Genomic DNA, 24738 nt, shown 5'->3' with positions numbered 1-24738 from the left:
TTAGCATTTCATGTTGGGATTCGGGTAATTGTCGCTTTGATCTTCCAGCGTATTATCAATGCATACAAAATCTTTTTCTATCAAAAGCTTAATGTTTCCGGTCTGACCTTCAAAGCCTACTCTGTCTGTGGAAGTCCATTCCGTGATCATTATTTCCGGCATTCTCAGAACAATCCTGTTGTCAATAAATTCTGCAGAAAGTTCTTCCTCACCTGTTTTTTCAATGGAATAAATAAACGGACGGTTTACAAATTCTGTAAAGCTTGAGACAGCTCCGTCTTCACCTAGTTTTGCAACTTCGGATTGGGTAAGACGAAATCTTAATGAATTATCTTTAATTCTTATTTTCATAACAAATTTTCAATATTAAAATGGCTTCCGGAATGGTATATATTAAACCTGTTATCCCGTAGAAAACCTAATAAAGTGATATCAAATTCTTTGGCAAGATCTACTGCCAGGCTGGATGGAGCCCCAATTGCTGCAACAATAGAAATTCCTGCCATTACAGCTTTCTGAATGAGTTCAAAACTCGCCCTTCCGCTTAAAACCAAAATTTTATCATGGAGCGGGAGCAAACCTGCAGATAAGGCATGCCCTATCAGTTTATCTAAAGCATTATGTCTTCCTACATCTTCCCATAATGCAAGCAAACTGCCCTCTGTATCAAATATACCGGAAGCATGTATTCCGCCTGTAGCACTGAAATTATTCTGAAAAGACTGCAGTCTTTCGGATAACTGGTACAATGTTTCCAGAGTGACCGTTATATTTTCTTTGGGATGATGATGAAAAGCACTTACTGTTCTTATGGATTCTATGGAACCTTTTCCGCAGACACCACAACTGGAAGTGGTATAAAAGTTTCTGTCGGCTTTCATCAGTTCAGGAATGAAACCTTCTGCCAGCTCAACAATAACTATATTTTCTTTGTTTCTTGAGCAAGCTTCTGGAAAATATATATTTTTAACCTGCTCCTGACTGGAAATTATTCCTTCTGTAAATAAAAACCCGGCAGCAAGTTCTGCATCGTTCCCGGGAGTACGCATGGTTACAGATATATTTTTGAATTCTTTTTGATCTCCTGCATGGTAAGACACCCGGATTTCCAAAGGTTCTTCTACGGAAATATCATCGGTGTAAGGAAAACCGTAGCTATCCTTAACTTTAATGATTTCTATCTGATTTACAGCTTTATTTGACAGCAGATTTGTTTTCATACTATAATGACTGATATAGTAAAGGTACAAAATTTTATTCCTAATTACGGATGTGCTGAAACCCATTCTTCTCCGTCTTCAAAAATTTCTTTCTTCCAGATCGGAACTGTTTTTTTGATGTTTTCAATCATATAGCTGCAGGCATCAAAAACGGTATTTCTATGCCCGTCACTTACTACTATTATGATGGCTGCATCACCAGGATACAGAATTCCGGTGCGGTGATGAACTACAATATTCTTTACGGAAAATAGAGAAATGGCCTTATCTGCTATTTTCCTTATTTCTTTAACAGCCATAGATTCATAACATTCATACTCCAAACGAGTTACAATTTTCCCTTGGGTATGATTACGTACTGTTCCTACAAATGATGCCATTCCTCCACATGCGGCATCAGAAGCAGCAGTAAAGCAGATGATGAGATCCAGTGTATTTTCTGTTATTTGTATATCTATCATATCTTTTACCCGCCGCTTACCGGAGGGATTATTGCTATTTCGTTAGAGACTGTTATTATCTGGTCATCCTCAGCATATTCATCATCAATGGCAATAAAGTAAGATTTCAAGCTTTTCAGTACCGGAAAGTCTTTTTCCAGAAGTTCTTTGAGTGCTTTTACATGTGCACCTTCATGTATTTCGATTTCTTTTTCTGAGGTTCCGAAAATATCTTTAGTTATTCCGAATGCCAGTATTGTAAGCTTCATTTTAAATTACCAATATTTTATTAAAACATTTATCCCTGCCACCAAAACCAAGACAGCTGTCATTCTTTTGATGACTAAGGGATTCCATTTCAAAGACATTCTGGAACCTATCTGCCCTCCAATAAATACAGCAAAGCATAAGCTCAGAATTCTGAAGTAATCCATATCTGCAGACAAACCGGATAATTGCCCGACAATTCCGGATATGGAATTAACCAGGATAAAAACACTGGATGTGGCTGCAATTTTTCGTGGGGTATCCCATTTCATCAGATTTAACAGTGGAGAAAGAAAGATTCCTCCGCCAATTCCTACCAATCCTGATAAAAAACCAATTCCTCCTCCCAAAAATCCGTTTCTGATGAAAGAACCTTTTGTATTTTCTGAAATTTCTCCTTCATTTTTTGTTTCTGTTTTAATCCATAATAAAAGCGCAGCAACAATTAAGGTAATTCCCAGAATTAAAAAAAAAGTTTCCTGGCTTATTTTCAAAACAGCTCCCAGGTAAGCCATGGGAACACTTACGAAAGCGATTGGCAGTATTTTTTTCCAATCGATCTGTTTATTTTTGATATAAATAAAAACACCTCCTACCACTACAATTATATTGCAGACCAATGCTGTTAAGCGTATTTCCTGATAAGGAAGATTGTACATGGCCAATACTGCAAGATAACTGGATCCTCCTCCAAATCCTACAGAAGAGTAAACAAAAGCAATAATTAAAAAAAACAAAAAGATCTCCCAATGTCCCATACATTTTTAGAATTTATCCTCTTACAATAATACTCATTTTTAAAGGCTTAATCATGTTTAATACACATTTTTTTACCTGATTTTGAGAAAAAGAATATGATGACCACTTCATTTGAAATCACAAAATTTCCTTTCTTGAATCGAAATATTCATGAACAAAAATAGAAGATACTTCTATTTTTGTTCATTTATTGTACGGAAAAATTGCCACCAGATAAAATACATTATGGGAATTTGTTCTAAAACAATCAAGAAATACATATCGAGCAGCTTCCTTCCTAAAATATTTAAGCTATTGCTTTTACTTTTGTTCCGGTTCTAGCAGTTTCTATTTTCTTATTGTTTCTAAGATCGCGTTTCATTTTGCGGTATTCCCAGGGAGCTATGGCATTAATGTCCTGCCATAAGCCCATCTTCTTACTCTTGGCATTTTGCTGAATTTTACCCAGAGAGTCATCTTTAGAATAAGAAAAATACCACCATCCCATTCCTGCTTTAATAAGCTCTTTGGAAAGGTATTTCCCATCATCATAATACACTTTAGCAATAGATCTTCCGTAGCGGTCTGTAGTGGTTTCTACAAAGCTTACCGTTTTTCCAAATACCTGAGCAGAAGTAAACTGCTTGGCATTTTTACCGAATGCCTGCCCACTTTCGGGACAATCCACTTCAGCTAATCTGATCTTTTTTTGCTGATTGCCTTTTAACAGTAAAGTAATGGTATCTCCGTCTGAAATTTTGATCACTTTTCCGGTAGTCTGTGAGAATAGGAATACAGGAAAAAGGATGTACAGCAGCATTAATCTTTTCATGGGGCAAAGATAATGCTTCTATAGAATAAAAACTACCTCTAACATTGTGTTCGTAATATAAAAATTTAATCATCAGAAACAAATTTTTATATTATTTAATCTCTCCAGTTAATTTCCTATAGCCTTTTAATGGTATGGATTGATTTTAATGGTTTTAAAGACTTTTTAAAACAGTTTTTTATTTTCTTCACTCAAATCATTGACAATAATTGCCATCTTATTTTTGTAAACATCTACACTATCAAAATGAACACCGATAGATCCTTTATCCATTTTCTTAGGCAGCGTAATCTGCGCTCTATGGTTATTGACCGTATCGTAGTAGTAATAATTAACATTATAAATTCCGTTTCTGTAATCTCTATCAGAATTATCAGAAAAGTAAGTCTTAAGTTCTTTATTATTTTTAAATCTTTCAAAGATCTCAGGCTCCACAGTAACCATATAATTATCTTCCTCAAAGGGCTTATAATCACCATAGTAAATATATCCGACACACTTATTTCCGGCGTTTATACTAAACACCTGAGAATCTTCAGCAGGTTCTTTTTTAACGACAAAAGAGCTGGGTAAGCTGAAGGATATGTTGGATATTTTATGCGTCACCAATTTTTCCTCCTTACAACAGGAATTGAGCAACATCAAAAAACAACTGAACAGAAGAAAACATCCTTCTCTCCTCAAGACTACTTTTTTATTTTGGAATAATAATGCATAATCTGAACAAAAAAACTGAAAATTTTTTCATCATTTTTAAAACAAGATAAGTCAATGGTTATGAATAGGGTAAAGGTATTAAAAAAGTTTTCATGAAAAATTAATTAAAAATTATTCTGCATTTTATTTTTTTATTTGAAAAAGTATTGTACCTTTGCAACCGCAAAAACGAAGTAAATATCGTTACTGATGACACCCTCGGGGCGTAGCGTAGTCCGGTCATCGCGCCTGGTTTGGGACCAGGAGGTCGCAGGTTCGAATCCTGCCGCCCCGACTGTTTTAATAGTTTTCTCAAAACTATTTAATGGGTGCGTAGCTCAGCTGGATAGAGCATCTGCCTTCTAAGCAGACGGTCAAAGGTTCGAATCCTTTCGCGCTCACTTATTGATAATCAAGTCTTTACAGCAATGTAGAGACTTTTTTATTTTCATTCAGGTACAACATAGGTACAACAATTTTAATAAAACTGATTTACCATTCATTTACTTTCCTATTATAACTTTTTCTTATTTTTGTTGTATGGAATTTAAGTATAATTCGCCAATACTCTATTTTGTAAATATTTTCAAAGATGTTAATCTGAACGCAGAAATCAGACAGTACCTTTCGTTAGGTTTTGAAGAAAACACTAGTTCTATTTGTAATGTTGATAATGATAAAGGAATTATATATCTTAATGATGTGGTATATAGCTTTGAATCCTTTTTTTATCAAGTTTTACATCACGAATTAGCCACCAGTCAGGCGTTGATTGATCATTATTTAATACAAAATGCAGAGAAGATGAAAGATTATATTAAATACTTACAATCTGACCTACAATATATCATCAATAATAACCCCGAAACCTTTTATAAGTTCCCCTCTTTTATTTATTTTATCACCGAAATAAGAGATTATGTGAACAACAAATTTATCTCTAATCCTGGTAAACAGCTAGTTCTCAGCATCCCTAATTTCAATGTATTGAAAACAAATTACACCAATGACGATGAGCTTTTACACCTTGTGCTAGGCTATTTAAAGGGTCAAAATGAGAAAAGGGAGAAGATTATGCCAGATGATGATTTTGAGTTCCTTATTTCAACTATAAAAGCTTATATCAGCAATAAAACTACAGAAGTTGGTGATAGGAGAATAAAAGAGGTTAAAATATCTCGACAATTGCTTTCTTTCACTTTCTGGGTACTACATAAGCATCTTTATGGAAGGAGGCCCAGAAAAGCCGATTTTCTCGCTCTTATCAAGCAATTATTTGTAAATTTTGACGGTACTGGGTCTGATCCATTTTATAAAAAGTTTGGAAGTAAAAGTCAAGTTACATATAAAGGATTAGCCTTTATTCCACAAATTATTAAACAGGAACTAGAAGACAGAAATTAGAAATTCTGTCTTTTTTTGTCTTATCACTACATTTATTTTTCGTCACCACCTTATCACCACTTTTTGCATTTTTTCACTTTTATATCACTTTTCATATTTGCGCCGACTTACAGAAAGTCTGTAAGCAAATAATTTTAATATTGATATAAGATATGAATTTATCGAATCAAAGTAGTAGCAACAGTACTGTTCAAAGTGCAGATATGTTCACCGAACACATTCTAAACTTTAAACAAGCAGCTGAGTTCCTGAGTATTTCTCTTAGTGCTCTCTACAAAATCACGCACAAAAAAGCAATCACATTTTATAAACCGAATGGAAAACTAATCTATTTCAAAAAGTCTGATCTTATTAAATGGATGCTTTCCAATGAACAAAAATCCCAGGCAGAGTATGCAGAGGATTACCTTAACACATTAAAGACAAAAAGAAATGGATAGAGAAAACGAAAAAAAAGTTGAAATTGCAGAAAATGCAGATATTGCAGCTTTGGCAGACTTGGCAGAAACTCATCAATTCTTGCCGGATTGTATCTATGAAAACTTGCCGGAACCTTTAAATGAAATCATTGCACAATTTACAGGCAGGGAAAGGGATCTTATATTCCTTTCCTCACTAGGAGTATTAAGTTGCTGCATGCCGAAAGTTTTTGGTATTTATGACCATAGAAAATATAGTCCTAATCTTTATTTATTCTTTTTAGCTCCTCCTGCAAGTGGAAAAGGTGTTATGAGCTGGTCTAAAATATTGATAGAACCTATTCATGATAAAGTACTGAAAGACAGCAAACAGGCTATAATCGCTTATAAGAAGCTGGAAGACAAAGAAAATGTAGCAAAACCTGAACTACAAGTGAAAGAAGTTCCAGCCAACACAAGTGGAGCCAAGTTTTATCATCATCTGGAACATTCTCATGATGGCTTACTTATTTTTGATACAGAAGCGGATTCCCTTTCCAATATGCTGAAACAAGAATGGGGAAATTTTTCAGATGTTATGCGCAAAGCATTCCACCACGAAAAAATTGCTATCAGCAGAAGTATAGATGACCGATTCTATCAGATTAAGAACCCTAAGTTATCCATTGTCTTATCTGGAACACCTAACCAGCTTAAGCCTTTAATAGATTCAAAAGAAAATGGGCTATTCAGTAGGTTTATATTTTATTACTTTGATGATGTCTTAGGTTGGAAAGATGTGTCGCCAAATGCTGAATATGTAGACTATGATGAGCTATTTTCAAATGCTTCGAAAGAAATCTATGATTTATACTTCAGCCTATTCAACCATAAAACACACATAGAGGTTAAGTTAACACCAGAACAGTGGGATAAATTCCAGGATAGAATGATAGCTGCAACAGATATTCTTATTAAAAATAAGAAAACAGATTTTCTTTCAGTGGTCAAGAGACTAGGGGTAATATTCTTTAGAATATGTCTGATACTTACAGTACTTAGAAACAAAACTAATATTTCAATAAATGATCCCGTAACAACGGAATACATATGTTCTGATACTGATATGAATACCGCAGTTGAATTAATAAAATCATTAATTGACCATTCGTTATTTGTTTTTGACCTGTACAATAAAAATAGTGCACATCTGCCAATGCTTGAAAGAGCTTTACATAATAACCTTCCTAAAACTTTTTCAAGAGCAGAAGGCTTAGTGATTGCTAAAGATTTAGGCTTTGCAGAAAGGACTTTTGCTGATATTTTAAACAGATGGCAAAAGCTTTCTATTCTAAGAAAGGTAGGCCATGGTAAATATGAAAAATTGAAATTGAAGTAAATTGCCAAATCTGCAATTTCTGCAAAATCTGCAATAAGAAGCGGTTCAATTCCTGAATCGCTTCTTTTAATTCACTTCATAATCTGTCATGTTCTATTCCTGGTACAATATCAATCTTGGTACTGGTTTATTCAAATATCCGGTTAACATATGCAAACCTATTAGCAAAGTAAATCAACTTTATTTCCCTCGATGGGACATAATAGATATTCCAGTAGGTTATCTTTTCAGTTGTAAACTTGAATATAACAGTACTGTCTGGAAGAGTTTCAGAAGTAAATTCCGGGAACCTTTCCGATAAAGCTTTATTCATCCTGTTGTAATAGTGTTCTGATTTTTTGTCAAACTCCAATATTACTGCTTCCAGCCTATCCCAATAAAATATAAGTTCTGTTCTATGGAGAATAAAGCCCAGAAATGGCTTTACCTTACTTCCAACCCAAAGGTAACTTATATATAAATCATTCTCCGGGATTCTGTCCGGCAGTGTTATTAAGTTCAGTTCCCAGTTATCATATTGATAACCTATTCTGAATGGTATTCGTGGTTTCATATCTTTGATTTTGACTAGTAAAAAACCACCTGCTTTGAGGTGGTTGGTGGTTATTATATATTGTTTTCAGACTCTCTGCTTCGTTTATTCTGCTGATAAGTACTTTACAATGATTAGCAAAGTAAAATAAACGAAAAAGCCTGTTAAAAGAGTTTTCCAAAATTCCTTGTCTTTAAGAGCTATGGGCATCGGTCTATGGTCATCCAAAGGGCTTTTAAAGCGGCCTCCCTCATTAATAAAACGAATGAGAATACCAAAGAATAGGCTCAGGAATACAGAAAATATAATAAATACAGGTATTGCTAACACTAGGAGCAAATATTTCATGTGTGATATAGATTAATTGGTTTTACGACAAACTGCTTCAAATAGCCCTTCACTTACTGAACCTGGTACAATTCTTCGTGTAATATTCGAGAACCTTTCATCTCGATTAATAAGTTTTCCAGTAGAGTTATACCGTAATATTTCTCCCTCTGTGTAGGTTTTTCCAGTGCAATCAAAGTTCATATATTCCAAGTAATGCCCGGTATCAATTTTCTTTGATTTTCCATTCTTACCTTTTGTTTTAGAAGTATAGTTATACTTCACCCAAACATCTACTGACATAATAGTCTTATCAAATAGCTTCTGGGACTTGTCAATCTTTACATAATATCTTTTACCATCTACAGATGTGGTTGCATATTGAAAACCCTGATCATCAAACGATTTATCATATTGAGGAATATATATTGAATCTACTCCCTGTTGACTGAATATTGAAATTGATAATAATAAAGCTGTAATAAATAGTAGTTTTTTCATAAGTGTATTTAAATATTAAATTAAAACTTGCCATATATGACATTTATTCACGCAAATATATCGAGTTTCTTTGACTTGTCAAATAAGTCAAGTTGGAAAAATCTGAGATTCAAATAATCGTAGGAAAAAGAATTAAGGAATTGAGAATACAAAAAGGTATTACTCAGGTTGAACTGGTAGGCAGAATGAGAGGTGAAATTGATCCTACTAATATTTCCAGAATGGAGTCCGGCAAAACTAATATTACAATTTATCAGCTATACAGACTTAGTGAAGGGTTAGAAATTCCAATGAAAGATTTCTTGGATTTTGAGCTTCCGAAAGAATAAGTTTTAGCTATTAATACTAATCTGGAAGGAGTTTAGTTTACCAGGAACATAAAGAAATTTATAGTGTACTATGCAGGAATACACTGAAACAACATATTTAAAACCTATTCTCTTCATTAAAACTATAAAAACTGTTCCTGGTGATAATCAAATGGTCTAAAAGTGATACATTCAGCAGTTCGCAAGCTTTCTTTAAGTTCTTGGTTATTGTTTGGTCTGAACCGCTGGGTTTGAGATTTCCACTAGGATGATTATGTACCAGTATCAGTTGAGTAGCGTTGCATTTAAGAGCTACAGCCAGAATAATTCTTATGTCTACTACTGAACTGTCTATACCGCCTTTTGAGACGTTGTATATGCCTAATACAAAGTTTCCTTTATTCATCATAATTACCTTGCATTCTTCCTGAAATTCAATAGTACCCATGTTCCAGTTTTCAATAACCAGACTGTAGGCTTTCTTATGGCTGTTTATCCTTATCTTTTCATGATTGCCTGTATTATATGTAACAGATATTTCCATTAACTTATTCATTATAAAGTAGATTTGTTGGTGAAAAGTAAAAAAGTGACAAAGTGCCGAAATATCTGAAAACTAATTTTTTTCGATCTTCATAAATCTACTCTGGTTGATGTGAGCAGATTATGTGATTCTGAAAATTTTAAAGTTTTACAAAAATTCGGCACTTTGGCACTTTGTATGTTGAATGAAGCTGTTATGCTTCTGCTAATACATGTTTTCCATTTCTTGAAAAGGATTCCATATCAGCGGTAAAACTGTTACTTACCTGTCTATTAGCAGTATTTTCTTTTCCTGGTTCGTGTGGTGAGTATACAAATCGGTGATGAAGGACAATCACTTCTCCTGTGTCCTTAACAGTATATTCATAAGGCTCACATTCTTGTTTAATGATACTTCCTTGCATTTGAGTTCCTATAAGAGCTTGACAGGTAAGCTCATCAAATGTTGATGAAATGGAAGCCTTTTTGGATGTGGCATAGAACTGATTTGTAGTTTGGCTCATAACCATTTCAATACCTCCTTGAACTTCTAGTACATAGAATGTAGAACCATCTTCTTTCTGTCTTTGTTTATAGTTGATAATTGTTACCATTGTAGTTGATTTTTGAGTTAGATAAAGCACCAGGAACATAAGAATTGTGAGCAATAATACATCAGCTATCACCTTGATTGTAGTACTGCCTGCGAAATTTTTCTTACATCATTACTGATGGGGCGGGTACTTCCCTGCTGAGAACTCGTGGGGGTTGAAGGACAGGGAGAATTACACGTAAAAAAGGTTGTTGAATTTTTTTTCAGAAATTTTTTCGGAAAGATACAATAGCACTTTTATATACATTCCGGGGTCTTATAGTTTCTTACATACATAAAGACGTAAAATACCCGTAGTGCATTATAAAAAAGGTTATTCATAATACGAAAAATTCGTATATTGTATTGACTATCAATCTGATACATAATGAATAACCTAGATGCAATTTACAATTTTATTTTAAATGAATTAAAGAAGTTAATCTCAGATGAGAACTTTTATTTCAAACCAATTAAGCCAAAACTGTCTGATTTAGAGATTGTTGCTCTTAATATTTCTGCAGAATATTTATCGATAGATTCAGAATACCAGCTATTTAGACATCTGTCAAATTCAAAATTAAACGGAATGATCGAAAGAAGTGTTTACAACCGTAGAAAGAGGAAATTATTCCTGCATTTGGAAAGGATTCGAAAGCTTATAGTTGTTCGGTTTAATGAGATTGAAAACGTTTTTATTATTGACTCTATGCCTTTGGAAATTTGTAGAAATGCAAGAGCAAAACGCTCCAAAATTTGTAAAGAAAGTGAATTTTCATTTCCAAGTAGAGGTTATTGCGCTTCCCAGTCCAGTTATTATTACGGTTACAAACTGCATGCAATATGTTCTGTTTCCGGGGTTTTTCAAAGTTTTGACATTTCTACGGCAAGCATTCATGATATTCATTTTTTGCAGGATATAAAACATCAAATTAATGACTGTACATTGATCGGAGATCGAGGTTATTTGTCCGCTCAGGTACAATCTGACTTGTTCAATTATGCAAATATAAAACTGGATACACCAATGAGAATCAATCAAAAAAATTACCAAAAACAGAAATATATTTTCAGAAAATCGAGAAAGAGAATTGAGACCCTGTTTTCTCAACTTTGTGATCAATTTAAAATTAGAAGCAACTATGCAAAATCATTTAATGGCTTTAAGACAAGGATATTGAGCAAAATAACAGCACTAACTTTTATTCAATTTGTAAATGTTTTTGTCTTTAATAGAAAAATGAACAATATTAAAATTGCGTTAGTTTGATAATGCACTACGAGTGTAAAATAAAAATTCCAGCATCAATTGATACAGGAATTTGATAATATTAATGGTAGCCTTTCCTGTTTTTGAAGACTTCCCTTTTTTCTAGTTTGTTTCCTGCTTCATCACTAATGGCTAAAACATTACCTAGCTTAACTGAAAAAATAGGCAAAAAATAATGCTAAAAATATTATAAATAAATATAGCCAGACTAATCTTTTATATGCATTACTAAACAAAAAGAAAGGACGTTTTCCTGTTTTATCGGAAAGTTTATATTTATGAAAATGCCAATTTACGTACTCATCATGTGAAAAATATTCCGATTCAATCTCATTTTCATCGATTTTCAAACTTTCTACATATTTATTAATTTTTAAATAACAATCTTCATTACAGAAGATAGAAAGTTTATCATCATTATATGAAAAGATATATCCCTCCTCTTCTAATTTTAAAATGACATATTGATAATTTGCTTTGAATTTAAATTTTATAAGTAACATATTTTACAATTTTTTTTCTAAAAGAAAATATTACTACAATTGCTATGATTTTAATTAAACTAAAAATTATATTATATTTTAAGAAAGGATCATTTATAGAAGATGAAAAATAAAAAAATATATTTTTTAGTATAAAAAAAGCTCAAATATTAAAAAAGTAATAATTGATATTTCAAAAATATTTATTTGTGCATTAATTCGTTTACTTACTGGTATAATTAGATAAAGGATTTTTTTATTGTATTTAATGAGTAAAACACCTAATATAATAGATATAAAATAAAGAATAAAAGAGACTATTAAACCTTTATTTATGCCAAACACGCAAATTTTATATAAAAATAAAAATATGTAATTGTAAATTATATATATTCCAATGATATATAATACCATACTTATTGAATAAGATAGATTTTTCATTTTAGTTATTTTATTAAAGGATATTGATTCATGCCCCCTTTATATGATGAAAAAGTATAATTAAATGTAGCTCTTCCTAATGGATAAAAAGGCACTACATTAGAGGTGTCCATATTAGTCGTCGCCGTATAACCAGCAGTTACTCTAACGTTTATACTCATAGTACCAGAAGGTATAACAAAATCAGCTCTACCAATATATTTATGATCTGCTGGACGAAAATCATTTACATCTTTTAAAATATTTAAAGATTTCTCATATCTAAATGTTGAAATACCATATGGTGATGAACCTTCCACTATAACTGAACCTCTGTAATGTTTAGTTATGTTAGTATTTGCACTGCTTCCATATGCTACAACTGATAATTCATTGCCAATTAAATTTATAGTACCTCTTATAGTATACCAATCAAAATCTGGAACATATGGATCATTATCTCTTCCTCCTACTGATCCAAAAGGTAATGCAAGTGATGAAGCTTCAAAATTTACTGTCTTTCTTGGTATTTTATAGTTAGATTTTTTCTTGCCTCCATCTCCTAGTCCACCATCCATTCTATGCATTGCATGATTAAATAACGCCACAATCCCTCCAATATTCACACCATCCCAGAAATTTCCTCCTGTAAGGGCAGATCCCACACCCCCAGAAAACATTCCAAGCGCAACTTGTCCTACACCGCTATATGCAGCTTCTCCAATAGCTTTAGCATATCCAAAAGAAGCAAAGCTTGATAAAAATGCACTTGCTGCTGCAGTGAAAAAGTTGCCACCCTGCATAAAGCTTAATGTTCCCTGTACTCCTGCATGGACGAGGCTTTTTAAAGCTTCATTTCCTATACTTGCAGTTGCAGTAGAAAAGACATCCCCTATAACAGTTGTTATCCCCGCACTTATCAAACTCATTACAATACTAGAATATAAGTTAAGAATATTAAACTTCGCACCAGTAATCAAAACAGTAGCAGTGTAAGAGACTACAGCAAAAAGTAACGCTTTAACAATAGGAATTGCAAAAATCTGCCAGAATTCACCACTCGGATCATTATACATCAAAGGATTGTTCATCACATACCCATACTTATTGTAATTCTGGGTATTGTAAGGATCCTGAATATTTTCATCAGCATTTAAGAATCTCCTTAATAGTGGATCATATAACCTACCGTTCATGTGGATGATTCCTACTTCTGCAAAATGTTCATGACTGGTGTATCCTCTGTCTATTAATAACGAAGTAGTATCAATACTATTCTTGTCTGTAATAATCGCGCCATTTCCTATCTGCAAGTGTGTAAAATTACCCCATGCATCAAAATGTCTTTGTTCTAGTTTATTTCCAGCTTCATCACTTATTGCTAAAACACTACCAATATAATCTTTATGCAAAAATTTGTAAGAACCGCTAGTCTCCGTAAAGTTCTTTAAATATACAATATTTGCTTCATACGGGCTTCCACCAATATAGATAATATGCTTTTCCTTTCCTGTGGTGTTGTCTTTGATGACTTCAAAACTTCCATCTTCACTGTAGAATTTTGTGAACTTACCGTCGCTATCAATACTAAAATTACCTCCGTAGGTAACCCTTTGTCTCATGCTGGTTAAGCCATATTGAAAAGCTACATCTCCCTTCATTCCGTCGATGAATACAGGATCGTTGTTTTCATTATACGCAATGCTCTGGATCAGGTCATTGTTATAATTTTGTGTTCCTGCAGCATTCAGGGTCATTCCGGTTGGCTGGTAGATCTTGGCAGAATTTTCATACTTCAAGGTTCCTACCTGATCGTTCTCCATGATTCTGCCTTTTATGTCATAAACGTTTCTGTTTACAGATGGTTTAATGCCTGTTATCGGATTTGTCCAGTTCACTAAACGGTTATTATCATCGTAATCAAAAGATTCTACAATATTGAAATCTCCTCCCGTTGTTCTACTATTCAATTCATTTTTTATGGCGTTAAATGAATAGGAAAGTTGTAGAATAGATGGTTTTACGTCAGAAGAATGGTTTACAGTGGTTAAAAAGCCATTGGTATCATAAGCATTATTAACATTTGCAGCTCCCAAATTAGCTTTTAACACCTGACCTTTAGCATTGGTTTCTTTCAGCTCCCACAGGCTCTTGCCTGTTACCTTATCTTTTATCTGATAAAGCTCTCCATTCCAGGCACTATATACATTTTCTATCTGAACTTTGGTTAAAACACCGGAAGAATATAACTGTTTTTCATAAGAAATTACCCTTGCTTTATCATCATAAGTAATGCCTTTCTGAATAAAGTATTTCCCGTTACTGCTTTCTGAGGACGAAAGCACTCTTCCTTGCGGATCATAAGAAATATTGGAGCTGTACGCTTTTCCTTTGGATGTTCCACCTTTTGAAATTACCCTTCCTTTATTATCATAAGTAAAAGAAATTGTTTTGTTGGTAGCCTGTCCTCCGTCTGTTGTTGAAATTTCATTTTGAGTTATCAGCTGCCCCAGATTATTATAAGTATATTCTTTGGTTCCTTTCGGGCTGATAATTTTCTTTGGCTGACCGAATCCGTTGTATTCATATTTATACAATCCATTGGATGGATCATTAAATTCTGATTTTCTCCCCCATGAATCGTATTTTGTTGTTACAATATTTTCGGCATATTGGGCTTTAATTTGTTCTCCGGCTGCATTATATGAGAACGTAATGGTTCCGCCTTTATCTGTTGAAGAAATTACATTGCCTAAGGCATCAGTAGTTTTAGAGCTGGTTCTTCCATAGCCGTTAAGTTCTTTGGCGGTTGTTATCAAGCCTGAAACTGTAGTCTCCATCTGCTTACCATTGAACCCAGTAGCAGTTGCCTTGGTGGTAGGAAACACGGTATCGTCATATGCAATGGTATTCCATTGACTTGGACTCTGACCATCAAAATAAGGCTCGGATTCTTTGATTTTTCTTCCTAAAACATCATACTGAACTTCTTTAGAGATAAATTGCCCCTGTCCGAATGCTTTGGTAGAGGTTTTATAATCCTGACCCAATCTGTCGGTATATTTTTTTGAAATATCTCCATCCGGATCGTATTGGGTTACGATAATATTTGATTGAGTATCTCTCTCGTACTGATAGGTGACTGTTCCTCCCAAATTGGTTTTGGAAGTAAGGAGTTTACCCCATGCATCATAGGTATTGGTAAGGATATTTCCTAACGGGTCGGTTTGCTTTTTGATCTGTCCCCAGTCATTGTACTCAATATTAGTTTCTAATCCTAAATTATCTGTCTTTTTCTCTACAAACCTTCCTTTAGACTCATACAGACTTGTTTCTGTTTGAGTTTGAGAATCTACGCTATTGCTGATTGTTTTTCCGGTGATATTACCGAAACCATCGTAATTGTATGTTTCGAGCAAATATCCGGTATTATCTCTGTTCCACGTTTTTAAGGTTCTAAGGAGATTGTTTTCATAGGTAAACTCTTCTTTTGCCGATTTGGTATCTCCGTAAGCTGAGATTTGATCGGTTTTAGATTGAGGACGACCTACAAAGTAATCCGCTCCAATTCCTGAGAAATTATGAATATATTCAAAATTAGAAGTTGTTATGGCATATCCATTATTAACATTCGATACACTTTGCTTTGGAAGATAATAATCCCCATAAGTGATAGAAGTATTTGTTAATGTACCATTCAGGAAGTCCTTTGTTTTAGTACTTGTGGGAACAGTAGCTGTTACAACTTTCGGTTTATCCGTATCAGCAATTACTCCTGTTACAATTTGTCCGTTTAATAGCTTATCTGTTTGGTAAACAGTAGATTTAAAACTTAATAACTGGGTGTTGTTTTCAGAAATATCAGCAGGGAATATTTTAGACTCATCATTGGTTTTAATGCTCCATTCTTTTACCGGAATTCCATCAAAAAGAGGATCGGTTTCTGCTCCTGACCAGATTTTGGTATTTTCAAACCCATCAGCATACCAAGACGAGCGGGCAGACTGATGATAGCCCATCATTCCCTTTCCCTGCATATGTCCGGTCATTCCCCTGTATCGGAAATCCTGCTTTCTTCCTTCTTGTCTTAACTGGGATACAGCATAGGATTGGTCAACCCTGCTTAAAGAAAAATATGGATAATACTCTTTTTTAACCTTTTGATAAAAATTAGGGTTAAGAGGATTATTCGGAATTACCTCCAAATAATCTGCTGATGTAGTAATTCCTCCCTGGGTAATTGTTTGTACCCGGGACAGCTTTCCAACCGAAGAGGGAGATTTAAGCTTGTGCATCCTTTCTTTCCAGAATAAAAATACATCATAATAGTTATTATTAACTTTAACCTGTGAAGTGATCGGGGAAAATAACGTAAAATTGCCAACATCCCAGGTTACATAATTATATCCTCCATAAGTATAACTGGTAAAGAAATCAAGACTGCCATTTGTAGCAGCTCCGTTAGCAGTATAAGCATCAATAGTATAGCCAAAGTATCGGTTAAGTATAAGTCCGCTTCCATTTACTTGCCCCGCCTTGTTAAAAGGGAGAATATGCACAATATCTGATTTCCCATCTTTATTGATGTCTGACACCGAATACACATGCTGGTATATATTAAAAGTAGGGTAACTACTGTTTTTATAATCTTCAGGCTTTCTGTATTTCAAAAAGTCCGTTTTTAGAAAATTGGAAAATCCCTTTTCTGTTCCCAAATAGAATCTCCAATTATCTTTTTCCTGTGTATCTGTAGTTGGAATGGTAAAATCAAGGTTTCCGTCACCGTTAAAGTCCCCAAACAAAACAGGAAATTCCGGTGCTTTTGTTTCCGCTAAATTACCGGAGAATCTTATCTTCTTAAGATACTGATTAGGAGCCGTTTTTATAAACTCAAATACGGTATAGGCTGTATTGGAAACATCAATAATATTTACTTTACCATCACCATCAATATCCAGATATTGTTGCTTATAATAAGAATTTTCATTGATCCCTGAATCAAGGGTATAGGTAGATAAAGGATTGTTAGCATTTTTTAAATCAACAATGAAGCTTCCTATAGCATAAGTATTGCATTCAAGTATACTGCATGGAGGAGGGCGGTTAGTCGTGTCATTGGATGTTTTATTGACGCAGTTAGGATCATAAACCCACTGACAAACTTCCTTTTCTAATGTAAAAAATATATCTGAAATACCATCCCCGTTAAGATCTCCTTCATTTAATTTAGGAGATAACATTTTACAGCCAGCAGGTGGAGGATAATTACTTTTTGTACAAGTTGATTCGTCATAAACAAACTTTTCAAATACTTTTACAAATAGGTTATCTCTGAAAATATAGCCTGTAATTTTACCTCCTTCATATTGAACAATTCCATTCCCATTATAGACTTGCCCTTCTTCATCTAACAATGTATTGACAACTTTAGCTTCTGAATTAAAGGTTTTACCTGTAGAAATATCAGTAAAGGTATTATTGAGCCCACCAAGCTTTACAACACCACTATTCAATGAGAAATCCAGATATCCATCACCGTTAAAATCTCCTGTCAGTTTTACGTTTTCAAAGCTATCTACATTATTGTCTGAAAATTCTAAGACAGGTTGTGTAGGAGCTGGATAAGTAAAAGCGACCGGATTAGCAGCATTATTATCAGCATTGTATTCCGTTATTTTATCAACGACCTCATAATTCGTCCCATTTTGCAGGTACTCGATTGTATATTTTTTAAATTGGCTTCCATTGGAGCTTACTTTAATTTCAGATAAAAGTTGAGTTTGTAAAAAACGAACTCCTCCAACATAAGAATCCTCAGTTAAACTTCTACTAATATAGGTGAAATCCATTTTGTTAAAATGAGGCTTATTTAATGTTTCATTACCTCCCCATTGAATGCTTGAAATCGTAGTAATATTTGAAAGACCTGTCTGCAAATAATTATAAGTGATATAATTTCCCTGACTATCTTTCCATTTTACAATATTGTATTCAATAGGAGTTCTAGCATTACTAAGCCCCGAGGTGGTTGCCCCATACCATGCCTGTGAACCATCCTCAAAAGTAACCTCCCAATATTCGGGACCTTTCCACATTTGTCCTGCAATGGTTCCAATTGATTTTATTTTGACATTAGAATATTTTTCAGTAACATATTCTGCTCCATCTTTTCCATATTCTCCTGATTTTAGAATTAGCCTTTGTCCGTTAAAGCTATAATAATCTGATTCATCTAATTGCGCACCTTTAGCTTCTCCATCTTTTTCTACGCTTCTTCCGGTTCTTGACACAGCTGTTAATCCTAATAAATTCCAACCATAACCGGAAATTCCGTTAGATGAACCACTAGTATATATAAGATTAATTTGTGGTGCTACACTTTTCACTCCAGGTGGTAAAGCAATAGGCAAAGTAAATTGCAATTGCCCGGCTCCATTGACTTCAATATTCCCCTTAGTGTCATGAAAGCTTTTCCCCTCCGGTGCTGTCGTTCCTGATGGGTTGGTTGATCCGGCATTGGAGTCCACAGGACCACCTCCCGGATTTTCTGTAGTTGGACCTATTTTAGCTACAAAGGGATTCGATGAGCTGGAAGAAGCATAAAATCCCTGAGCTAACACCACCGATTGCGGATCTTGTACCGTTCTTGAGGTACTTTCTGCCTGATACAGTATGGTCTGTGAAAAGCCCAGTACTGAACACAGGGACAGTATAATTGTTGAAAATAGCTGCATTTTCTTATCGTAACGTTTCATGAATCTTATCGTTTAGTGATATTTTTACTAAAAATCCTACCGTCTTTTAATGTAAAGCGTACAACATATACTCCCCAGTCATACCCCGTCATGTTAATCTTGACTTGCTTGTTAAGATCAGGTGTATTCTGCTGCTGGAATTTCCAGTGAACAGTACTGTGCTGATAGAGTGAAACATTGTCAATAAGTCCGTCTACTTCTTCGGTCCAGTCTATTGTTAAAATATCATTAACAGGAACGGGATATAATCTTATCTGTTTCCAAAATGAAGTTTCATCCATAGTTTGAATGGCGGAAACTGTTTCAACTACAGTTTGTACAGACTTTTCTGCTGTTTTCCCAGCTAAATCAGTTCCCCTGTATCGTTGGTTTCCGGCTTCATCATATTTGAAATAGACTTCGGTTTGGGAAAATCCGAAGAAGCCTATCATCAGAGATGATAGTGATAGTAATTTTGTTTTCATTTGTGATTATTTTTGTGTTGATAATAGTTGCTGAATTTGCTGTTCCAATTTCTCAATTTTTTTGGATTGAGTTTTCAAAACCTTATTTTCGGACTGAAGTTGCTTAAGCTGTTCTGCCTGTTGTTTTATTTGTTTATTCTGGTTAATTGAATAGAGTGTTAACTCTTCAATCTTCTCAAGGAGTTTGGAATTCATCTCTGCAACGTTAATTCCGTTTTCAAGTACTTCCTGAGTAGTGGGAATGTTAGGCAAATGCCCTTTTTCATTAATATGTTTTTCAACATCCTCTAAAGATCTAAGCTGGTATTCTTTTTTAAACACATAATCAGCCCATACATTGGCTTTTACTTCAACTTCTTTAGCCTTAATTTTACCATCAAATCTGGCAATGGCATTATTGAAGAACTTGACCCAGGTTCCGTTATAAGCATCCTGAATACCAAAATAGGTGGAACCGTCATTACCATCATTAGGTTGAGCGATAATGATATTATGAGAAACGTCAAGATTTCTTAAGACAGTATCTCCTACACCACCACCATAACAGCCATTACATGAAGATTTTCCAATTTGAAATCTTCCTTGTGAATTAGCAATTTCAAGAAGAGTATTTTCATTATTATAGACTCTTAGTGTAGAAAGGGGATTGGTATCCGTATCATTGAGTCCAACTCTTAAAGATCCATTAGGTAGTATACGAAGTGATGGGTTATTATTAGCTTTAAAAACTAACGGTTGGTTGTCCGTAGTCCCAATGAAATTATTGGATGGATTAGTCCCTGAATTCCCAGTAGTATTCCAGCTTTGTGCAAATGTAAATGATGACACTAACAGTGCCAGCGAAAATAATTTTGTTTTCATATTTGTATATGTATTAAATATTTATATTTTAATTTTCCTGCAAAAGTATATTTTTTTGTTCACAATAAAAAGAGTTATTTAATGGTGTAGTATGAACGTAACCTATTCTTTAGCAGTTATAATGCAAAGCTACCACAGCAAAGCGACAAAACTTGACGTGTTATAATATATTTTATTAACATAGATTTTATATCCACTGGATAGTAAAAAACTACCCCAATTAAGGGGCAGTCTCTCTAGCTCAAAAACCAACAGTAATCAGAATTACCATTGAGCGTTTTCTGAATCTCTTTTGTAAATTCAAGGGCATTCAGATTCCTATCCAGGAAAGTATCTATATATGATGACTTATTGGCTTGCGTGAAGAGGTTATACACTGACCACAAATTGATATTTCCATCTTCCTGCCTGCAAAAGTTCTTATCCTCATAATAATCCTTTGCCATCGTATTGATATGGCTGTCATTGAAATTAAGCAAAGGGATATTCTGTTTCTCAAGTTTTGGTAAGTGTTGATACAACCTGCTTCTTCCTATAAGCTGCGCGAACTGATGTTCAGAGAGAGAATCATGGGTAAGTTCTTTCATCTGCTTTAAATGAAGCTCTGCATTATAATTTCGCATAACTTCCAATGTTTTGGAATATAACTCCTGAGTACCGGACACCCTCATATCTTCCTTGAACCCATCTGTTGATACACATAAGTTACAGCATACCTGATTCTGAAAACCAATGAAAAACTTCATTCGTTCCAATGTTTTCTTATTGTAAAGGTTCTCCAAATTATAGCTTCTGACACCACCTATTGTAAGTGATAGTTCATTTCCATTCACTACATCTGTGATACCAGGAATCCTGATAATAAATGCCATTCTTTCATAATAAATGGTTTTCTGATGATCCAATAGGTCTTTTACACTTAGGTGTATAGCATCTGGTGTCCTACCTTTAATCTGGTGTGACACCCTTATTTCAGGTTCTGTAATATTCTGCATAGGAAATACCTTTTGTGCTGCATTCATCACCACATCAATGAATTCCTGATGAGCAATTGTTTTTTCGTTATCTTTGCTGAATACTGGAATAATACAGTCATTCTTTAAATGATAGAGATTGACCGCTTGTGTATTAGCTTCAATAAAAGGCTTGTCTTCATACTGTTTCGCTTCTGATTGTTTATGTTCCTGGTAAACTTCATTTCTTTGAAGAGAGCTATCGCTCTCCTGAGATGTTTCCTGATTTTCAATATTCTCCTGCCCTGATTCTATCTGTTCTCTTGGTTCTGTTGCAGTTGGAACAGTACCAGGAACAAAATAATGATGATTTGAATGATGAGCTGTATCATTGTTCATCCTGCTTTCATACAGAGAAATCTCTTTAATATTTTGTGCAGGTCTGAGTTCAAAAGCTTCTTCTAAGGTTGCAGGTCTGATTTTATTAATGATGTCCATTGGTTGAAAAGTTTTTAGGATTAGACAAATTCATTAAGAACGATTTTCTGGATTCATAGTCAGGTCTTAATTCGTCCTGATATTCAGGATACTGTTTGTAAATAGCCAAAAGTTCGGCAATCGTATTGCTGGCATTGATTCTATTTAGAATACTATCTTTACTTATATTATTGTTACTGATAGGGAAACGCTCTTCACCAGGACCAAAATAATCTGTTGAGTTCGGAGAAGTGACAGAGGATTCAGAAGAAGTTGCAAAACTTGCAGTTTCTGCAATACCTGAATTACACCAGTCTAAAATCATTCTGCCTGTGTCAGACGTGATTATAAATTCAGGTTGATTCATGAATAGCCCTGTACGATCTTTTGAAGCCTTAGCTAGATGATTTTCATTGATTAACTCAAAATTAATTGTCAGCTCGTACTCGAAGCCATCGCGTGTGATTTCCTTAGTTCCATGCTTCACTACTTGGGTTTTTCCATTACTTCCAATATCTAAAGAATAATCGATCTTTCTTCTGGTAGTCGTAATAATATGACAGCTTGACTGTAATATCTTATTGATAAAGGCTTGGTGACGTGGTGAGACTAAACTCCAATCTTGAAATCTCCCTCCAAGCTTCTCATGAATATCAAGACACCCACCAGTACCATTCCATTCATGAGATACCGAATCAATGATTATTACTTCAATTCCTGACTTCTCACACAATTCAATAGCCTGAATATATCTTTCAGGTGAGTATGGAGCCTGTAAATCCAACACATTGTAATTTCCTAAGTCTGAGTACAAAGATGCAGAGGAATTTTCTGTATCTATTACTGCTATTTTGCTCCAGTCTTGGGTCATTCCAAAGGCTAATAATAAGGCTGACTTCGTTTTACCGAATCCCGAAGCTCCTGATAATCCTAATCTGAGCTTTACTTGTTGTCGTTGTGATTGTTTTAATTGCATACGTTTTAAAATTTAATGGTTAATATTCTTTGTTTAATGGTTCATTAATAAAATGAAAAAGGTTAATCTCAAACCGAGATCAACCTTTAAATTATTGATTTTAATATTTTATATTATTTTAAATCATGTCTAAGAGCCTGTTTAAATTTTATTCAAATATTTTTATATGAATGATTTTCAGTGATTTAATTTTATGTATGTTTGATATATTTTTGAGTGAAATGGATAAATTTTCAATAAAAATCTATTAAAATTACACTTTTTAAGACTGAGTTTATCTCTATACAAAAAATCAAAATAAGAAATTTAAACAGGCTCTAAGAAAAATTATTTTTAAAGATAAATGGCACTTTAGCACTTTTTAGATTCCGTTTTACAGAAGCTTATTCATAGCATCATCAATCACATCATTTTCAAGTTCTTTTAAATATGCTTGTGTAATAGCTAAGTTTTGATGTCCCATTGCTTCTGAAATAATATCGGTAGAAACTCCTTTTTGTTTCAGGTTAGTAGCAAAACTATGTCGAGCAACATAGCTCGTAATTTTTGTTCCAATCTTGCAAACTTTAGCTATACGTTTTAAGTCTCTATTGAACTTCTTCAAGGTCTTATCCTTCCTATACTCTATTTGCATCGGGGTTAATTCATCTGAGGTTAGAATAGGAAAGATATATTTTGTCTTTTTGTCGATATTTTTATAATAATCCAAAATTTCTTGTACGGGCTCTACTATCTTAATATTAAAAGTTCTTTTTGTTTTTCTTCTGGTGTAGTTGATTTTATCTACTTCTATGTCATTCCATTCTAACATCATCATATCATAAAAATTCATTCCTCTTGTATAGTAGCTGAAGATAAAATAATTTCTGGAATCAATTAAATCAGGATGTTTGGCAATGTTTAATTTTTTAATTTTCTCAATATCATCGATATTCAGCGCTCTCTTATTATTAGCATTTTTAAGCTTTGAAATTTTATAGGTCTTGAAAGGATATTGTTCTTTTGATGCAATATTCTCTTCGATGGCATCATTATACAATGCTCTGATTGTTCTCATCTTTACAGAAATACCGCCATCTGTGCCATCATTTGATCTTAAAAATACTTCGTATCTATTGAGTAATTCCGGTGTAATATCATTGAAGTAATAGGGTCGCTTTTCTCCAGCGAATTTAAAAAAGCTATTTTTAGTATCTCTGTAAGCCCTTGCATTACCTACACTTTTGGACTCAACAAGTGACTTTATCTTTTCCTCCCAGAAGTCTTTAACTGCTGTTTTACCTCCTTTCTTAAAATCAAAGAATAATTCCTCAAACTTATGTAATGTAACGTCTTCTCCTTTAGCTATAACATCAGAGATAATTTTTTCTGCCCTATTTTTAATCTCAACTAATGAATGATTAAGTTGTTTGAAATTAGGGTAACTCTTTCTGAACTCAGATTTAGTTTCATTCCATTGAGATTTTTCACAAGACAAATTCAGTGATATGAATTTAGATTTTCTATCTTTAGTTATCCTTAAAAAGATAGGATAAAGCCCATTTGACAGAGCTTTTGTTCTTTGAATAATTTTGATCGTTGCCATGAATTAGATATTAATAGGTACAACATAGGTACAACAAATATAGTGAAAATAAGAAAAATTAGGATAAAAAAAGAATATACAAAAATACAAAACCCTCTAAATATTAGAGTTTTGAAAAAATATAGAAATAAAAGAAATAAAATTTACACTGCCTTCTAAGCAGACGGTCAAAGGTTCGAATCCTTTCGCGCTCACTTAAAGACTTACTGGTAACAGTGAGTCTTTTTTTGTTTTTATTTCTTAATCAATAATCTTTTTATAGATCATAAAATAGAGCGTCCCGATTTCAATCGGGACGTCAAAGGTTCGAATCCTTTCG

Annotated in this window: 23 protein-coding genes and 2 tRNA genes; 7 read left to right on the top strand and 18 right to left on the bottom strand. The window is 33.9% G+C overall.

Going from position 1 to position 24738, the window contains the following annotated elements; genetic code table 11:
* From CLU97_RS04775 to CLU97_RS04745, 7 genes are all read right to left on the bottom strand, one after another.
* Window positions 1-351, bottom strand: a complete 351-nt coding sequence (locus CLU97_RS04775; RefSeq protein ID WP_121486920.1) for a DUF7009 family protein — start codon at window positions 349-351, stop codon at window positions 1-3.
* A complete protein-coding gene (fdhD, locus tag CLU97_RS04770) occupies window positions 348-1220 on the bottom strand; it encodes a formate dehydrogenase accessory sulfurtransferase FdhD (RefSeq protein WP_121486919.1) in 873 nt (290 codons plus the stop codon). The genes CLU97_RS04775 and fdhD overlap by 4 nt, the downstream gene beginning before the upstream one ends.
* Window positions 1221-1264: 44 nt before the next feature.
* A complete protein-coding gene (locus CLU97_RS04765; protein WP_121486918.1) occupies window positions 1265-1681 on the bottom strand; it encodes a molybdenum cofactor biosynthesis protein MoaE in 417 nt (138 codons plus the stop codon).
* A 5-nt stretch (window positions 1682-1686) separates the two neighbouring features.
* Window positions 1687-1929 carry a MoaD/ThiS family protein gene (locus CLU97_RS04760; RefSeq protein WP_121486917.1) on the bottom strand — a complete coding sequence of 81 codons (243 nt, stop codon included), beginning with the start codon at window positions 1927-1929 and terminating at the stop codon, window positions 1687-1689.
* 6 nt (window positions 1930-1935) lie between these two features.
* A complete protein-coding gene (locus CLU97_RS04755; protein ID WP_121486916.1) occupies window positions 1936-2685 on the bottom strand; it encodes a sulfite exporter TauE/SafE family protein in 750 nt (249 codons plus the stop codon).
* Between the two features lie 287 nt (window positions 2686-2972).
* Entirely contained in the window at window positions 2973-3497 is a 525-nt protein-coding gene (locus tag CLU97_RS04750) for a thermonuclease family protein (protein WP_121486915.1), read from the bottom strand.
* A gap of 165 nt (window positions 3498-3662) precedes the next feature.
* On the bottom strand, window positions 3663-4103 hold the full coding sequence (locus CLU97_RS04745) for a hypothetical protein (protein WP_147436443.1): 441 nt from the start codon (window positions 4101-4103) through the stop codon (window positions 3663-3665).
* Between the two features lie 310 nt (window positions 4104-4413).
* On the opposite strand from CLU97_RS04745, the gene CLU97_RS04740 reads away from it, so the two are divergent.
* From CLU97_RS04740 to CLU97_RS04720, 5 genes are all read left to right on the top strand, one after another.
* Window positions 4414-4488, top strand: a tRNA-Pro gene (locus CLU97_RS04740).
* A gap of 32 nt (window positions 4489-4520) precedes the next feature.
* A tRNA-Arg gene (locus tag CLU97_RS04735) sits at window positions 4521-4594 on the top strand.
* A 139-nt stretch (window positions 4595-4733) separates the two neighbouring features.
* Complete coding sequence (locus CLU97_RS04730; RefSeq protein ID WP_121486913.1) at window positions 4734-5597, top strand: hypothetical protein; 864 nt, start codon at window positions 4734-4736, stop codon at window positions 5595-5597.
* 152 nt (window positions 5598-5749) lie between these two features.
* The gene (locus tag CLU97_RS04725; RefSeq protein ID WP_121486912.1) at window positions 5750-6037 is read left to right on the top strand and encodes a helix-turn-helix domain-containing protein; all 288 of its coding nucleotides are present in this window, start codon (window positions 5750-5752) and stop codon (window positions 6035-6037) included.
* Entirely contained in the window at window positions 6030-7394 is a 1365-nt protein-coding gene (locus CLU97_RS04720; protein WP_121486911.1) for a DUF3987 domain-containing protein, read from the top strand. Before CLU97_RS04725 ends, CLU97_RS04720 begins: the two co-directional genes overlap by 8 nt.
* 127 nt (window positions 7395-7521) lie before the next feature.
* On the opposite strand, the gene CLU97_RS04715 is transcribed toward CLU97_RS04720, so the two are convergent.
* Window positions 7522-7947, bottom strand: coding sequence for a hypothetical protein (locus CLU97_RS04715; protein ID WP_121486910.1), 426 nt, complete (start codon window positions 7945-7947; stop codon window positions 7522-7524).
* A gap of 339 nt (window positions 7948-8286) precedes the next feature.
* Window positions 8287-8754 (bottom strand): surface-adhesin E family protein, encoded by a 468-nt coding sequence (locus CLU97_RS04705; RefSeq protein WP_121486908.1) that lies wholly within the window; start codon window positions 8752-8754, stop codon window positions 8287-8289.
* A 92-nt stretch (window positions 8755-8846) separates the two neighbouring features.
* On the opposite strand from CLU97_RS04705, the gene CLU97_RS04700 reads away from it, so the two are divergent.
* Complete coding sequence (locus CLU97_RS04700; protein WP_047424031.1) at window positions 8847-9083, top strand: helix-turn-helix domain-containing protein; 237 nt, start codon at window positions 8847-8849, stop codon at window positions 9081-9083.
* 97 nt (window positions 9084-9180) lie between these two features.
* On the opposite strand, the gene CLU97_RS04695 is transcribed toward CLU97_RS04700, so the two are convergent.
* Together CLU97_RS04695 and CLU97_RS04690 are read right to left on the bottom strand one after the other, a co-directional pair.
* On the bottom strand, window positions 9181-9618 hold the full coding sequence (locus CLU97_RS04695; protein ID WP_121486907.1) for a JAB domain-containing protein: 438 nt from the start codon (window positions 9616-9618) through the stop codon (window positions 9181-9183).
* Window positions 9619-9799: 181 nt separating this feature from the next.
* Complete coding sequence (locus CLU97_RS04690) at window positions 9800-10198, bottom strand: hypothetical protein (RefSeq protein ID WP_121486906.1); 399 nt, start codon at window positions 10196-10198, stop codon at window positions 9800-9802.
* Window positions 10199-10564: 366 nt separating this feature from the next.
* On the opposite strand from CLU97_RS04690, the gene CLU97_RS04685 reads away from it, so the two are divergent.
* Complete coding sequence (locus CLU97_RS04685; RefSeq protein WP_121486905.1) at window positions 10565-11446, top strand: IS982 family transposase; 882 nt, start codon at window positions 10565-10567, stop codon at window positions 11444-11446.
* Window positions 11447-11595: 149 nt separating this feature from the next.
* Here the strand turns inward: CLU97_RS04685 and CLU97_RS04680 are convergent, their stop codons facing one another.
* From CLU97_RS04680 to CLU97_RS04650, 7 genes are all read right to left on the bottom strand, one after another.
* Entirely contained in the window at window positions 11596-11949 is a 354-nt protein-coding gene (locus CLU97_RS04680) for a hypothetical protein (RefSeq protein WP_121486904.1), read from the bottom strand.
* A gap of 425 nt (window positions 11950-12374) precedes the next feature.
* The gene (locus CLU97_RS04675) at window positions 12375-19103 is read right to left on the bottom strand and encodes an RHS repeat-associated core domain-containing protein (protein ID WP_121486903.1); all 6729 of its coding nucleotides are present in this window, start codon (window positions 19101-19103) and stop codon (window positions 12375-12377) included.
* Window positions 19104-19108: 5 nt separating this feature from the next.
* Complete coding sequence (locus CLU97_RS04670) at window positions 19109-19567, bottom strand: hypothetical protein (protein WP_121486902.1); 459 nt, start codon at window positions 19565-19567, stop codon at window positions 19109-19111.
* Window positions 19568-19573: 6 nt separating this feature from the next.
* The gene (locus CLU97_RS04665) at window positions 19574-20428 is read right to left on the bottom strand and encodes a cell wall anchor protein (RefSeq protein WP_121486901.1); all 855 of its coding nucleotides are present in this window, start codon (window positions 20426-20428) and stop codon (window positions 19574-19576) included.
* A 236-nt stretch (window positions 20429-20664) separates the two neighbouring features.
* Window positions 20665-21879, bottom strand: coding sequence for a DUF3871 family protein (locus CLU97_RS04660; RefSeq protein ID WP_121486900.1), 1215 nt, complete (start codon window positions 21877-21879; stop codon window positions 20665-20667).
* Window positions 21866-22834 carry an AAA family ATPase gene (locus CLU97_RS04655; RefSeq protein WP_121486899.1) on the bottom strand — a complete coding sequence of 323 codons (969 nt, stop codon included), beginning with the start codon at window positions 22832-22834 and terminating at the stop codon, window positions 21866-21868. Before CLU97_RS04655 ends, CLU97_RS04660 begins: the two co-directional genes overlap by 14 nt.
* 373 nt (window positions 22835-23207) lie before the next feature.
* The gene (locus CLU97_RS04650) at window positions 23208-24419 is read right to left on the bottom strand and encodes a site-specific integrase (RefSeq protein WP_121486898.1); all 1212 of its coding nucleotides are present in this window, start codon (window positions 24417-24419) and stop codon (window positions 23208-23210) included.
* Window positions 24420-24738 lie beyond the last annotated feature (319 nt).

Source organism: Chryseobacterium sp. 7, from assembly GCF_003663845.1.
Lineage (GTDB): Bacteria > Bacteroidota > Bacteroidia > Flavobacteriales > Weeksellaceae > Chryseobacterium.
This window is presented reverse-complemented; position numbering and strand designations above follow the sequence as displayed.